This window comes from Chromobacterium sp. CCUG 30098, from assembly GCF_059916605.1.
Window position 1 is genome coordinate 187,886 of sequence record NZ_JAUCGS010000002.1, and the last position, 14,742, is coordinate 202,627.

The following is a 14,742-nucleotide window of genomic DNA, read 5'->3' on the forward strand; positions in this document are numbered from 1 at the left end:
TCGCCTTGTCTCGCTCTAGCTCGCAAGACTTTGAACACAGCTTCCAATGGCGGCCCAGCCGCCTTTTTTTGACCATTAAATATCGTAATACGATATTTCTGACGACGCCGCACCGCCTCCGCCGCCAGATGAAATAAGGAGTGACGCAATGGACGCAACCATTCGCCTATTGCCGGTGAGCGAATACCGGCCGGGGCTTGATAACGCTTTTCTGATCGAGGAGACCTGGCCGAAGGGCTTGCCGCGGCAGGCGCTGGACGCCGCCCACTGGCTCAAAAGCGTGGCGCCCGCGCCCGGTTTGCTGAAATGGCTGCGCCAGGACGACCGTCATTGGCCCACCTTCTGCGAGGTGTATTGGGCCGACCTGGCGGCGAACCCGCAGCGCTGGTGGCCCTTGTGGAAGGCCAGCCGCCGCGGCGGCCTGGTGTTGCTGCACGCGGGCGGCGGCGACAAGCAGCCGGCGCAGGCCTTGGCGCAATTCCTGGGCGACAAGCTGGACGAGATAGCGCGCATCGAGGCCGGAGAGCTGGCGTCGCCGGTGTGCTACCGCGCCTTGCTGGATCATTGACCGCATGCCCGAGCCATCCAGCTTCTCCAAACAGGATTTCGAACGTCTGGCGGACTTCCGCTATCGTTTGCGCCGCTTCCAGCGTTTCAGCGAGGAGGCGGCCCAGCGCCACGGCATCACCATGCTGCAATACCTGCTATTGCTGCAGATCAAGGGCTTTCCCGGCCGCGACTGGGCCACGGTGGCCGAACTGGCCGAGCGGCTGCAGTCGCACCACCACAGCGTGGTGGGCCTGATCAGCCGCTGCGAGCAACAGCGGCTGGTGGCGCGCAGCCCGGGGCGGGACGACCGCCGCTGCGTGGAAGTGCGGCTGCTGCCCAAGGGCGAGGCGCTGGCGGAATGTCTGGCGCGAGAGCATCGCGAGGAGTTGCAGGCCCTGCGGCGGCTGGGCGATGTGCTGTCGCTGGATCATCTCTTGCAGCCCGAGGATTGACGCCGGCGCGGTAGCTTTTGCCATGGCGCTCTGGCATGATTTTGACATTGTTTTGGCGAGCGGAGATATCCCGTGAACATACTGTTGGTGGAGGACGATCTGGCATTGGGCGAGGCGCTGGGGCAGGCTTTGCGCCAGGCCGGCTTTCGCACCGTCTGGGTGAGGCGTTTGAAGGAGGCGCGCACCTTTCTGGCCGAGGAGCCGCAGGACGCGCTGCTGCTGGATCTGGGCTTGCCGGACGGCGAGGGCCTGCATTTGCTGCAGGAGTTGCGCGGCAACGGATCGACGCTGCCGGTCATCATCCTGACCGCGCGCGACGCGCTGGAGAGCCGGCTGGCCGGCCTGCACAACGGCGCCGACGATTACCTGGTCAAGCCCTTCGCGATTCCCGAGCTGCTGGCCCGGCTGCAGGCGGTGACCCGGCGCAGCAGCGGCTTCGTGTCGGCCAATTGGCAGATCGGCGATTTGTGCATCAACGCCGAAACCCGAGAGCTGTCGATGGGCGGCGCGGCGGTGGCCTTGTCGCCGTCCGAGTTCGCGCTGGTGTTCGAACTGGTGCGCAAGGCCGGCAAGGTGGTCAGCCGCGAGCACCTGGTCGAGCATCTGTGCTGCGAGTCCGACAACGCGCTGGAAGTGCATGTCCACAATCTGCGGCGCAAGCTGGGTTCGGACTGGATCCGCACCATACGCGGCGTCGGCTATCTGCTGCCCAAGCCGGCATGATCATCCCCTCGCTGGCGCGGCGCTCGCTCTACCGGCGGCTGTTATGGACCAGTCTGAGCACCCTATTGGCGGTGTGGCTGGTCCTGTTCGCCTGGTTTTATTGGGAAGTGACCCGGGTCGGTTCCGGCTATCTGGACGGCGATTTGCGCGGGCTGGCGCGCACCCTGGCCACCGTCTACAGCGCCGACATCAAGGAAAGCGAGCGCGCCCGCGTCGTCGATCAGTTGATCGGCCAGTTCGGCCACGGCTATAGCGAAAGGCCGCCGGTCAAGGACGAGCTGGCCTACCGCATCGTCGACAAGCGCCAGCGCCTGCTGGCGGTGTCCAGCGCCTGGCCGGAGCTGGAGCAGCCGCCCAGCGGCGGCGCGCCGGCCAACCAGGGGCGCTGGCGCATGCTGACGGCGAGCGGCGACGAGGTCCGGGTGCAGTTGGCGATCGCGCGCAGCTTCGTGCAGCGGGTGCAGGCCGAAATCCTGATCTTCTTCCTGCTGCCGCTGATTGCCGCGGTGCCCATCATCATGCTGCTGCTGCGCGTCGGTTACGGCCGCGCCCTGCAGCCCTTGGCGACGCTGGCCACCACCATCACCTCGCGCGATGTGCAATCGACGGCGCCGCTGGCCTGCGCCGACCCCGAATACCAGGAACTGCGGCCGGTGTTCAATTCCGTCAACGAGCTGTTGTCGCGGCTGGCGACTTTTCGCGAGGGCGAGCAGCGCTTCTTCGCCGACGCGGCGCACGAGCTGCGCACGCCGCTGGCGGCGATAGGCGCGCAAGTGCATCTGCTGGCGCGCGCGGAGTCCGAACAGGAGAGGGCGGCGCTGGCGGCCTTGCTGGACGCCAGCATAGGCCGCAGCGGCGAACTGGTGGGCAAGCTGTTGACGTTGTCGCGGCTGGACGCGGAATCGGCGCGGGTGCTGCCGGTATCCTTCGATCTGGCGGCCTTGGCGCGCGCGGCGCTGGCGCGCCAGGTGCCGCGAGCGATGGAGCGCAACATCACGCTGGCCTACGACGGCGCGCAGACGGCGGCCTGCTGCGGCGACGCCAGCGCGATGGATAGCCTATTGGACAATCTGCTGGACAACGCCATCCGTTACTGCCCGGACGGCGCTTGCATCAATGTGGAAGTCAGCGAGGGGTTTTCCAATGTGAGGCTGGCGGTGCTGGACGACGGGCCGGGCATCGAGCCGCAGTGGCGGGAGCAGGTGCTGAAGCGTTTCGTGCGCCTGCCCGACAATACCGTGACCGGCAGCGGCCTGGGGCTGGCCATCGTCAAGCGGGTGGTGGAGCTGCACGGCGGCAGCCTGCTGCTGACCGACGGCCTGCACGGCAACGGCCTGGGCGTGGAAATCCGCCTGCCGCGCTGCGACGCGCGGCCGGCTTGAGGCCGCCGCGCTCCCGCATCGCTTCATCGCTTCTCAGGGCGCGCTCTTGTCCGCGCCCTCCCAGCCGCCGCCCAGCGCGGCGATCAGATTGGCCGCCGCCAGCAATTGCTGGCGGCGCGCGCCTTGCACGCCCTGTTCCGCCTGCAGCTCTGCCAGTTGCGCGCGCCATTCCGCCTGGCCGTCGCTGAGCCCCACGCCGCGCGCGTCGCGCTCGGCGCGCAAGCGGCGGCTGGCGTCCACGTATTGGCGCTGCCTGGCCTCCTGATCGGTTCTGGCGAAATGGGCGGAGGCGGCGGCGTCTTCCACCTCGTACACCGCGCGGGTGACGGCGCCGCGCCAGGCCGCGTATTGCTCGGCGGCGGCGGAGCGCGCGCGCTGGGCCTCGGCCTTGCGCTTGCCGGTGTCGAACAGCGGAATGTCCAGCTGCGGCAGCAGCGACCAGTTCAGCACCTTGCTGCCGCGCAGACCGGACCAGCTGCCGGCGCTGATGCCCAGCCCGCCGTTCAGGGTCAGCGACGGCCAGCGGGCGGCCTCGGCTTCGTCGATGCGCGCGCGCGCGGCGTCGTAGCGGGCCTGGGCCGCGCTCAGATCCGGCCTGCGCTGCAGCAGCCGGGCCGGCACGTCGCCGCCCACTTCCGGCAGCCGGAGTTCGCGCAGCGGACGCGCCGGCGGCAGCCCGCAGGCGTCCGGCATTTTGGCGGCCAGCTGGCACAGGCTGCGCTCCACCCGCTTCAGCGCGTCGCCTTGTTGAGCGACCAGACGGGCGGCTTCGCTGGCCTCGCTGTCCGGTTCCAGCAGTTGCCGGCCGCTGGCCAGGCCGACGCGGCGTTTGGCGGCGACGCCGGCCAGCAGCCGCTGGCGCAGCCGCGCGGCCTCCTGGACCAGTTCGATGTCGGCGGCCAGCTCCGCCCGGGTCAGCCACAGTTCGGCGGTTTGCCGCGCCAGGCTCAGGCCCAGCGCGTCGAGGTCGCCGCCGCTGGCCTTGAGGTCGGCGCGGCCGGCGCGCGTCGCGGCGCTGACCCGGCCGCGCAAGTCCACTTCATAGCCCAGCGCCAGCCGCGTGCTGTAGCGGGTGCTGGGATTGGCGGTGTCTTCGCTCACTTCGCCCAAATCGAATTTGGACAGTTTGCGCCGTTCCACCGATTGTTCGAAGTCCAGCTTGGGATAGCGGTCGGCGTTGAGCACGCCCAGTTCGGCGCGCGCGGCGTCCAGCCGCGCCAGGCTGGCGGCGAGGTCGGTGTTGCCCTCGCGCACCGCGGCTATCCAGCGGCTGAGGCCGGGATCGCCGAAACCGTCCCAGGCCTGGGCGTCCGGGCCGGCGCCGGGCAGGGTCCGGCCGTAGCGTTCCGGCAGTGCCGGCGTCGGGCGCGAAGGCTCCAGCCCGGCGCAGCCGCCAAGCGCCAGGAGCAGCAGCAGAGCGATGGGGCGCATCATGGCTTGCCCGCCTTGTCTTGTCGGGCGATGCGCACCAGCACTCGCTGGCCGATGCGGATTTCCGGTGCGTCCACCAGCGCCAGCACGCATTCGATCACGCGCACGTCCTGTTTCTCATTGGGGTCGTCGTTGTCCGGGCGGTTGCCGAACACCTGGCCCAGCCGCAGCACCTTGGCCTTGTAGACCTTGGTTTCGTCCGCTTCCAGCGTCACCTCGGCCGCCTGTCCCGCCGTCACCAAGCCCACATAGCGTTCTTCCAGGTCGGCGCGAACGATGCGCGGCCCGTTGGGGGCGAACATGAACAGCGGCGTCACGTTCAGCGTGGAGGTGCCGTCGCCGGGGCGGGCCTGGCGGCGGATGATGCGGCCGGCCAGCGGCGCGCGGACCACGTGTTGATCCACTTCCAGCTTGCTGGCCGCCACTTGCGCGTCGGCGGTGGCCACCGCCGCCTGCTGGCGGGCCAGTTCGGAGGCGCTGAGCTTGACCTGATCGCGGGCGTTGTCTTTTTCCTGCTTGGACACCACCTCGTCGCCGCTCAGCGCGGACACTCGTTGCAGCTCGCGCTGGGCGATGGCGTGCTTGACCTGCAGCAGCGTCAGCGCCTGCCGCGCCTCGTCGCGCTCCTGCTCGCGCACCTTCATCGCCAGATTGGCCTCGCGGTCGTCGATGCGGGCCAGCACCGCGCCGGGTTTGACCTCGGCGCCTTCTTCCACCGACACCTCGCGAATGATGCCGGCGCGCGGCGCGGCGATATTGATCACCCCGCCTTCTATGCTGACGCGGCCCTTGGCGATGGCGGCCCACGGCGATTGCTGGACCGGCGCGGGGGGAGGGGGCTCGGAGCAGCCGGCCAGCAACAGGCTCAAGGCCAGCAGCGGGCCCAGGCGCAGCGGGGTCTTGGGAATAGGGCTGCTCATGCTACCTCCATCGGCGTGTTATGGACGCGCAGGTCTTTGACCACCTGGCCGTCTTCCAGGGTGATGACGCGGTCGGCGTGTTTGATCAGGCGGTTGTCGTGCGACACGCCCAGCACCGTGGTGCCTTGTTCCTGGGCGATCTGGTGCAAGAGGTCGATCACCACTTGGCCGTTATGGCTGTCCAGCGCGCTGGTGGGCTCGTCGGCGAACATCAGCTTGGGCCGCTTGACCAGCGCGCGGGCGATGGCGACGCGCTGCTTTTCGCCGCCGGACAATTCCATGGGCCGCAGCTTGGCGCGCGGGCCCAGGCCCACCAGTTCCAGCGCCTCCTGGGCGCGCTTCTCGGCTTCCGGCTTGCTGATCTTGGGGCCGTAGTTCAGCGGCAGCAGCACGTTTTCCAGCGCGGTCAGCGAGGCGAACAGATTGAAGCCCTGGAACACGAAACCGCAATGCTCCAGGCGGAAGCGGCTCAATTCCTCGATGGAGCGCCGGGTCAGCTCCAGCCCCAGCGCGGTGACGCGGCCGGAGCTGGGCGGCAGCAGGCCGGATAGCACGGACAGCAAGGTGCTTTTGCCGGAGCCGGACGGACCGATGATCAGGGTCAGTTCGCCGGGCAGGATGGACAGCGAGATATTGGTGAGCACGGTTTGCTCGGTCTTGCCGTTGCTGAACGAGCGGTTCAGGTTTTCGCCGACGATGGCGGGAGAGGCGGACATGAGAGTCTCCTTATCGCAATAGGGTGGAGGGTTCGGCCTGGTTCAGCGCGCGCAGCGCGGACAGACCGGACAGCAGAGCGATGCCCAGCACCAGGGTGCCGGTGGCCAGGCAGCCCCACACCGGCACTTCCAGCGCGATGTGGGCGTGGCGCGCGGCCATCACCAGCAGCGCGCCGACCACGGCGGTGATCACCAGGCCGGCGAGGCCGACCCAGAAGGACTGCTCCAGGATCACGGCGCGCAAGGAGGAGGAGGACACGCCCAAGGCGCGCAAGGTGGCGTATTCGCGCAGTGCGGCGACGATGGCCGCCATCAGCGTCTGGCTGGTGATGACGATGCCGACCAGCAGGCCCAGCGCGGAGGAAAACAGGAAGCCGGAGCCGGCGCCGGACTCGAACAGCCAATACACCTGCGACTGGATGGAGAACTCCTCGGCGGTCCACACCTGGAAGGGCTTGAAGCTGCCGGCCGGCTGCAGCTGGTCGCGCACCAGTTCGGCGCGGCTGGGGTCGCGCAGCCGGGCCAGGAAGTAGTCGGTGGCGTCGTTGCGCAGATTGGGATCGATGCGGCGCGCGGTGTTCAGCGAGGTCAGGATGTTGGCCCCGCCCATTGCGCGCATGCCGTTGACGGTGCCGCCGATGCGTACCCGCTTGCCGCTGAGTTCGGCGTAGTCGCCGATCTTGACGCCCAGCTTTTCCAGATCGCTCTCATCCACCAGCACAGTGCTGGGCACCGTCAGCTCCTGGCGCAGCGCCGGGGTCAGCAAGGTGGCGAAGGTCATCGCCTGCGGGCGCGGGTCGATGCCGATCAGCACCGCGCTGAGCTTGCCGCCGCCGGGACGCTGCCAGTCCGCCATGGTCCAGGTGAAGCGTTCCACCGAGGTGACTTCGGGATGCGCCCAAAGGTTGTTCTCGGTCTTGCCGGGAATCGGCCGGGCCAGATCCACGCTCTGAGTGGCCGGGTAGCCCACCCAAAGATCGGCGCTGGAGCGGTCTATGTAAACGCCTACCGAGCTGAACATGCCCAAGAGCAGGCTGAGCTGCACTTGCACCAGCAGGCCGGCGAAAGCCACCGCCAGCACCGCCGGCAGGAAGCGGCGCCACTCGTAGATCAGCGAGGCGCGAGCGAGGGAGACCATGGTCAGGCCTCCGCGCTGCAGCCGGGCCGGCAGGGGGGATGGTTGGGCTGGGGCATGACTGTCTCCGGGGTGAAATGAGGGCAGTATGCCTATTCCTGCTTAGGGTTTTCTGAGCGCGGCCAAGCGTGAATAAGGCGGAGTCGGCGTACGGGATTTCCCTAGTATTAATACCACTGGTATTAGTCTGGATATTGAATTTGAATGCCAATTCAATAAGCCGCTGTTCTTATTGCCTGCTCAGACTCTCCTCAGTTTTCTTTTTCAAGCTTGGGTTTTTTATTTTTCAGTAATGGATTTACTAAAAAATAATGACTTTGGCATTGGTGTGTCAATAAAGATACATTATTAAAATCAATGACTTGCTTTGTTCTGTATATATTTTTCTCCAGATCTGTGGAGGTAAATCAGTCAACTGCAAGAAAGCCCTAAGGAAACACTAAGATTTCAACGTCATAATTTTCCAAAACCGGATTTGACAGTTTCGGTTGTAAAGATTTTGTCAAGTTGAGATCGCGGTTTTGGATGTGGTTTGCGTAATAGGCAGCAGGCGCGTGCGGCGGTTCGCCGGACGCGAATTCGATCCAGGCTTTGCGTGCGGGACCGGATTTAAAGAAAGGCAGTCGACCCTGGCCGTGCGGCCGGCGATTGCGCTTCCCGGTTGGTGCGCGGCGGCAAGCGAATGATGCGAAACAGCAGGTTCACCGCGGGAGGAGCAATGAGCAAGACCGTATCGAGCAGGATAGGACCGGGCACGGTGGATATCGCGATTGTGGGCATGGCCAGCCACTTTCCCGATGCGGCCACCTTGTACGATTTCTGGACCAATATCGTCGACAAGAAGGATTCCCTGACCGACATCGACCAGAAGAACGGCGATGAGTACTGGCGCAAGGAAGACTATTACAGCGCGGACCCGAGCGCCGCCGACAAAACTTACGGCCATCGCGCCGGTTTCGTGCCGGCCATCGATTTCGATCCGGTGGAATTCAAACTGCCGCCGCTGATGCTGGAGTCCATCAGCACCGCGCAGATCTTCGCGCTGCACGTGGCCAAACAGGCGATGCTGGACGCCAGGCTGGTGGGCGAGGACGCCTTGCCGGTGGATAAAGACCGCGTGGGCGTGATCCTGGGCGGCGCCGGCAACGGCAACACTTCCTTCTCGCTGGCCTTCCGTCAGCAGGAGCCGTATCTGCGCAAGGTGCTGAACCACGCCGGCCTGCCCGGCGCGGTGGCCGACGAGGTCATCGACCGCGTCAACCATCTCTATCTGGAATGGAACGAGGACAGCTTCCCCGGCTTCCTCGGCAATGTCGCCTGCGGCCGCATCGCCAGCTACTTCGATCTGGGCGGCACCTCTTATATGGTGGACGCCGCTTGCGCCAGCAGCCTGGCCGCGATCAAGGCGGCGGTGGGCGAGCTGGTGGACGGCAGCTGCGACGTGGTGCTGACCGGCGGCGTCAACCTGGAAAACTCGATCTTCTCCTTCCTGTGCTTCAGCAAGACGCCGGCCCTGTCCAAGAGCAATCTGTCGCGGCCCTTCGACGAATCCTCGGACGGCATGATGCTGGGCGACGGCGTGGGCTTCCTGGTGCTCAAGCGCCTGGAAGACGCCGAGCGCGACGGCGATCGCGTTTACGCGGTGATCAAATCCTTGCAGGCCTCCAGCGACGGCCGCGCCAAGAGCATTTTCGCGCCGCGTCACGAAGGCCAGGTCAAGGCGATGCAACGCGCTTACGCGCGCGCCGGCATTTCTCCGGCCGAGATCCAGCTGGTGGAGGCGCACGGCACCGGCACCCAGTCCGGCGACGAGACCGAGATCAAGAGCTTGCGCGCGGTGTTCGAGGCCGGCGGCGCTCAGCCCGGCTCGGTGGCCATCGGCAGCGTCAAATCGCAGATCGGCCATACCCGTTGCGCCGCCGGCGCGGCGGCGATGATGAAGGCCGCGCTCGGCCTCTATCACAAGGTGTTGCCGCCCACCATCAACGTCAGCCAGCCCAGCCGCGAACTGGCGGACAGCGCCAGCCCCTTCTACGTCAACATCGACAGCCGGCCCTGGCTGAGCCCGGTGGACGGCGCGCCGCGCCGCGCCGCCTTGAGCGCCTACGGCTTCGGCGGCACCAACTACCACGCCATCATGGAAGAGCATCAGGCGCGGCCGCAGGGCGATTTCCGCCTGAACCTGCGCCCGGAAGTGGTGCTGCTGCACGCGGACGGCCCGGAGCAGCTGCTGGCGCTGGCCGAGCACAAGCTGGATGCCTTCCGCGCCGAAGACGCCGGTTATCAGTTCCGTCTGCACCAAGGCGCGGCGGCGCGCGCGCCGGCCGCTTCCGCGCGCCTGGCCTTCGTCGCGGGCTCCGCCGAACAGGCGGCCGGCCTGCTGGACGAGGCGATCAAGCTGCTGCGGGCGCGGCCGGATCAGGACTGGGAACACCCGCTGGGCATTTACTACAAGCGCGAGGCGGCCCCGCTGGCCGGCCGCGTGGTGGCCTTGTTCCCCGGACAGGGCGCGCAGTACGTGAACATGGGCCGCGACATCGCCAACGATTACCCGGCGATGCGCGAAACCCTGGAGGGCCTGGACGCCGCGGCGCACGCCGACGGGCTGCCGCTGCCTTCGGCGGCGATTTTCCCGCCGCCGGCCTTCGACGCGGAGACGGCGGACCGTCAGATGGCGGATCTGACCCAGACCCGCACCGCGCAGCCGGCGATAGGCGCGATCAGCGCCGGCTACTACAAGCTGCTGCGCGGTCTGGGCCTGCGGCCGGACTTCCTGGCCGGCCACAGCTACGGCGAGGTGACCGCTCTATGGGCCGCCGGCGTCTTGAGCGACGAGAACTTCTACCGCGCCTCGCTGGCGCGCGGCGCGGCGGTGGCCAGCCCGGTGCCGGGCGGCGAGCCGGGCGCGATGCTGGCGGCCTCGCTGCCGGAGAGCGAAGCCAGCGCGGTGCTGGAGCGCTTCCCGGAGCTGGTGGTGGCCAATTACAACTCGCAGCAGCAACTGGTGTTCGGCGGCGCCGGCGACATCATCCGCCAGGCCCACGAGTTCCTGAACGAGCGCAAGGTGCGCAGCCAGGTGCTGGCGGTGTCGGCGGCCTTCCACACCGACTTCGTGCGCCACGCTTGCGCGCCGTTCGAGGCCAGCCTGGCCGGGATTCCGTTCCAGGCGCCGCAAGCCGCGGTGTATTCCACCGCCAGCGGCGAGCGCCACGCCGACGACCCGGCCAAGATCAAGCAGTCCTTGATCGGCCAACTGGTCAGCCCGGTGCGCTTCCAGCAAACCATTGAACGCATTCATCAGCAGGGCGGTTATCTCTTCGTCGAGATCGGCCCCAAGGGCATTCTGGGCAAGCTGGTGGCGGACATCCTCAAGGACAAGCCGCACGCGGTGGTGTCGCTGAACCCCAGCGCCAACGGCGAGGAAGCCCTGCAATTCAAGCGCGCGCTGGCTCGGCTGGCGGTGGAGGGGGTGGAGCTGAGCTCCACCGATCCGCAGGCGGCGCTGCCACTGGCGACGGCGCCCAAGAAAAAGGCGCTGACTTACACAATGAGCGGCGGCTTCTTCTACTCGGAGAAAGCCAAGCAGCGCCGCGCGCACGCCATGCGCAAGGATACGCGCGTCATCGACGCCTTCATCGACGAGCGGCTCGCCGCCAGCTCGCCGCCGCGGGCGCCGGAGACGGAGCGGGATAGTACGGTAGTGGTGGAAACTTTGGTCGACAACAGGGACGACATGGTGTGGCTGGAGCCGGTCCATGTCATAAGCGGAGAGGGAATCATGCAACGCAGTAGCTCGGACAACGAAGTATTGAGCGTATTGGACGCGCAAATCCAGGCGCAGAACATGCTCAGCCAGGTGCACCAGCAGTTCCAGCTGAATCAGAAGGACTACATTCAGCTGCTGGATTCGCTGATGAACAAGCAATACACCTTGCTGGAGAAATTCCAGGGCAGCCAGCAACTGACGGAAGTGGTGGCCAGCCTGGGCCAGAGCCTGCAGCTGCTGGACAAGAACCAGGAGCTCTACCACGTCAACCACGAACATTATTTCGACAACCAGCAAGCTTTGCTGGGCGCCGACGTCGCCGCCCGCGGCGGCCAGGTGGCCGCTCGCCTGCAACAGCGCGCGCCGCTGGAAGTGAGCTTGCCGACGCCGCGCGCCGCGGTGGAATTGCCGGCGGCCGCGCCCCTGGCTCAGCCCGCCGCCGCGCCTGCGGCCCCGGCGCCTCAAGTGAGCGCGGTGCAGGCGCCCAAGCCGACGCTGCAGGAGATTCCGCAAGCAGCCGCTCCGGTCGCCGCGCCGGCCCCGGTAGCCGCGCCCGCTCCGGCAGCCGCCGCGCCCGCCGCCGCGATCAGCGCCGAGGACCAGGCCCTGATCCAGCGCTTCGAAGCCTTGACCGAGGCCGACCTGATCAAGCAACTGATCGCCATCGTCAGCGACCGCACCGGCTACCCGGCCGACATGATCAATGAAGACATGGATCTGGAAGCCGACCTGGGCATCGATTCGATCAAGCGCCTGGAAATCTTCGGCGCCATGTTCGACCAGCTGTCCGCCGAGGTGCCGCACTTCCAGGACATGGAAAAACAGAAGGACATGGAAACCTTCGACATCGACGCCTTCAGCAACATCCGCAAGATGGGCGGCTTCTTCAAGCAGACCATCTCCGAACTGCTGACCGAGCTGAAGCAGGGCGGCGCTGCTGCGCCGGCCGCGGAAGCCGCTCCGGCGCCGGAGGCCGCGCCGGCCCCGGTCTCCAGCGAGCCCGCCTTGCACGAAACCCCGGCGGCGGAGGCCAAGCCTTTGCGTCAGCTGGGCGTGGTGTCGTCCACCAAGAAACTGGTGTCCGACGTTGCCGTGGAGGACTCCGCAGCAAAAAAATCCCTAGCTGAGCCCCGGGAGACGGCATCTGCCCTCGCTCAGCAATCCCCTGTAAGTGATGCCCATACGGTAGCCGCGTCCATCCATCGTTTTCAGGCGCGGAAACAAGCTTTGCCCAAGCCGGACCTGCTGGAGCTGGCCGCCGGCCGGCTCTGGCTGCTGACCGACGACGGCAAGGGTTTAAGCGAAGAAGTGGCCAAACAGCTGCTGGCCCACGGCCAGCAGGTGGCGCGGCTGGTGTTCAAGTGGCAGCAGGCCAAGGGCCAGCGCAAGGCGATCAAGCACGTCAACGACTACGTGCTGGAACGCGCCGACGAGCTGGCGCTGGAAGACGTGCTGTCGCGGATCGCGGTGGCCGAAGGGCAGGTGGGCGGCTTCATCCACCTGCAAGCGCCGGCCGGCAACGTCAAATCGCTGGCCAACGCCTTCGCCGCGGCCGAGTACGACACCGCTCAGGCCTTGTTCCTGCTGGCCAAGCTGCTGCAGCCCTCGCTGACGCAGCCCGGCCCCGGCCGCGCCTGCTTCTTCGTGGCCAGCCAGCTGGACGGCGAACTGGGCACCGCCCGGCGCGCCGCCTTCCCGGTGGCCGCCGCCGGCGTCAGCGGCCTGAGCAAGGCGCTGAACATCGAGTGGGAAGACGTGTTCTGCCGCACTGTGGATTTCGATCCCAAATGCGGCAAGAGCGCCATCGCCGCGATGTTGCTGGAAGAGCTGCGCGACGTGCAGTCCGACGTGGCCGAAGTGGGCCGCGGCGTCAAGGGCGAGCGGATGACGCTGGGCTTCGAGGCGGCGCCGACCGATCCGCAGGCCGTGGCCGGCATCGACGCCAAGACCGTGTTTCTGGTCACCGGCGGCGCGCGCGGCATCACCGCCGAGTGCGTGATCGCGCTGGCCAAGCGTTATCCGGCCCGCTTCGCGCTGCTGGGCCGCACCCGCATCGACGCGCCGCTGCCGGAATGGGCGGAGGGCGGCGGCGAAGTGGCCGAGCTCAAGGCGCGCGCCATCCGTCATCTGCAACAGCAGGGCGAGACGGTGACCCCGGTCAAGGTGGACGCCTTGCTCAAGGAGCTGCTGCAACTGGCCGAGGTGCGCGACACCATCGCCCGGATCGAGCAGGCCGGCGGCCAGGCCATCTATCTGGCTTGCGACATCGGCGACGCCAAGGACGTGGCGCGGGCGGCGGCGGAAGCGCAGCGGCAGCTGGGCCCCATCCGCGGCATCATCCACGGCGCCGGCAACCTGGCTGACAAGCGCATCGAGAAAAAGACCCCGGCCGATTTCCGCTCGGTGTTCCACACCAAGGTGAAAGGGCTGGAGAACCTGTTGGCGGCGGTCAAGCCGGACGGCTTGCGTCATCTGATGCTGTTCTCCTCGGTGTCGGGCTTCTTCGGCAACGCCGGCCAGACCGATTACGCGATGGCCAACGACGCGCTGAACAAGTTCGCCTATCTGTACCAGACCCTGTACCCGAAACAGCAGGTGCGCAGCATCAACTGGGGTCCGTGGGACAGCGGCATGGTCAACGACGTGCTGAAGAAGGCCTACGCCGACCGCGGCCTGGCTATCATCCCCACCGCCGTGGGCGCGCAGTTCTTCGTCGACGAGTTCGCCGCCGGTCTGGTGCCGCAGGTGATCGTGGGCGGCGGCAGCTACAAGGTGGGGCGCAAGCAGAAGACCCTGCCGGCGCTGACCCGGGTGGAGCGCGAGCTGGACCCGGCCGTCAACGGCTTCCTGGGCGATCACGTGGTGGGCGGACAGCCGGTGCTGCCGGCCACCGCCGCGGCCGGCTGGATGGTGCAGCTGTGCGAAGACCTGCTGCCCGGCTATCGGCTGGAGACGCTGACGGACTTCCGCGTGCTCAAGGGCGTGGTGTTCGACGCCGGCGAACAGCGGCGCTTCATCGCCGAACTGCGGCCGGTGGCTGAAGCCGGCGGCAACGGCGACCGCCACACGCTGGAGGTGAGCATCTTCAACCAGGTGGACGGGGCCGCGCTGAACCGCTACCAGGCGCGGGTGACCATGAGCCGGCTGGCGGCGGAAGCGCCGCTGGACGGGCCCAAGGCGCCGGCGGGCGAGCCGCTGGAGCATGCGCCGCTGTACGGCGACATGCGCGACGGCGCCTGGCTGTTCCACGGCCCGGCCTTCCGCGGCGTGCAGTCCTTGTTCCGTCTCGACGGCCAGGGCTTGCAAGCGGGCGGTAGGCTGGCCGCCGCGGGCGGACAGGGGCAGTTCCCGGTGAACTCCTTCAACCCCTACCTGGCGGACGTGGCCTTGCAAACGCCGCTGATCTGGCTGATGTCGCAGTCGGACAAGGCGGGGCTGCCGCTGCAGATCGCCGAGTGGCGGCAGTACGCGCCGCTGGCTTTCGACCAGGCCTTCTATCTGAGCATGGCGGTCACGGCGCAAACCGCGACCACTCTGCTGGCCGACGTCACCGTCCACGGCGCCGACGGCAAGGTGTACAGCAAGCTGTCCGGCTTGCAGTTCACCGTGTCGAAGAAGCTGCGGCAGCTGATGTGCGACCCGGAGGCCAGCGTGGCGGTGTGACGCGA

9 protein-coding genes are annotated in these 14,742 nt (G+C 67.3%); 5 read left to right on the forward strand and 4 right to left on the reverse strand.

Features of this window, described 5'->3' with window-relative positions:
* The first annotated feature begins 148 nt into the window (after window positions 1–148).
* From QUG03_RS06560 to QUG03_RS06575, 4 genes are all read left to right on the forward strand, one after another.
* A complete protein-coding gene (locus QUG03_RS06560) occupies window positions 149–568 on the forward strand; it encodes a DUF488 domain-containing protein (protein ID WP_107799369.1) in 420 nt (139 codons plus the stop codon).
* A 4-nt stretch (window positions 569–572) separates the two neighbouring features.
* Complete coding sequence (locus QUG03_RS06565; protein WP_107799368.1) at window positions 573–1,001, forward strand: MarR family transcriptional regulator; 429 nt, start codon at window positions 573–575, stop codon at window positions 999–1,001.
* Window positions 1,002–1,073: 72 nt separating this feature from the next.
* The gene (locus QUG03_RS06570; protein WP_107799367.1) at window positions 1,074–1,724 is read left to right on the forward strand and encodes a response regulator; all 651 of its coding nucleotides are present in this window, start codon (window positions 1,074–1,076) and stop codon (window positions 1,722–1,724) included.
* Window positions 1,721–3,106, forward strand: a complete 1,386-nt coding sequence (locus QUG03_RS06575) for an ATP-binding protein (protein ID WP_107799366.1) — start codon at window positions 1,721–1,723, stop codon at window positions 3,104–3,106. Before QUG03_RS06570 ends, QUG03_RS06575 begins: the two co-directional genes overlap by 4 nt.
* 33 nt (window positions 3,107–3,139) lie before the next feature.
* On the opposite strand, the gene QUG03_RS06580 is transcribed toward QUG03_RS06575, so the two are convergent.
* From QUG03_RS06580 to QUG03_RS06595, 4 genes are read right to left on the reverse strand one after another with little or no spacing between them, the layout of a single operon-like run.
* On the reverse strand, window positions 3,140–4,540 hold the full coding sequence (locus QUG03_RS06580; protein WP_500819678.1) for an efflux transporter outer membrane subunit: 1,401 nt from the start codon (window positions 4,538–4,540) through the stop codon (window positions 3,140–3,142).
* Window positions 4,537–5,457, reverse strand: coding sequence for an HlyD family secretion protein (locus QUG03_RS06585; protein WP_235088887.1), 921 nt, complete (start codon window positions 5,455–5,457; stop codon window positions 4,537–4,539). The genes QUG03_RS06580 and QUG03_RS06585 overlap by 4 nt, the downstream gene beginning before the upstream one ends.
* The gene (locus tag QUG03_RS06590; protein ID WP_107799363.1) at window positions 5,454–6,173 is read right to left on the reverse strand and encodes an ABC transporter ATP-binding protein; all 720 of its coding nucleotides are present in this window, start codon (window positions 6,171–6,173) and stop codon (window positions 5,454–5,456) included. Before QUG03_RS06590 ends, QUG03_RS06585 begins: the two co-directional genes overlap by 4 nt.
* Before the next feature lie 10 nt (window positions 6,174–6,183).
* The gene (locus tag QUG03_RS06595) at window positions 6,184–7,311 is read right to left on the reverse strand and encodes an ABC transporter permease (RefSeq protein ID WP_107799362.1); all 1,128 of its coding nucleotides are present in this window, start codon (window positions 7,309–7,311) and stop codon (window positions 6,184–6,186) included.
* 715 nt (window positions 7,312–8,026) lie between these two features.
* Here QUG03_RS06595 and QUG03_RS06600 point away from each other — a divergent pair.
* Entirely contained in the window at window positions 8,027–14,737 is a 6,711-nt protein-coding gene (locus tag QUG03_RS06600; protein WP_500819679.1) for an SDR family NAD(P)-dependent oxidoreductase, read from the forward strand.
* Window positions 14,738–14,742: the final 5 nt, after the last annotated feature.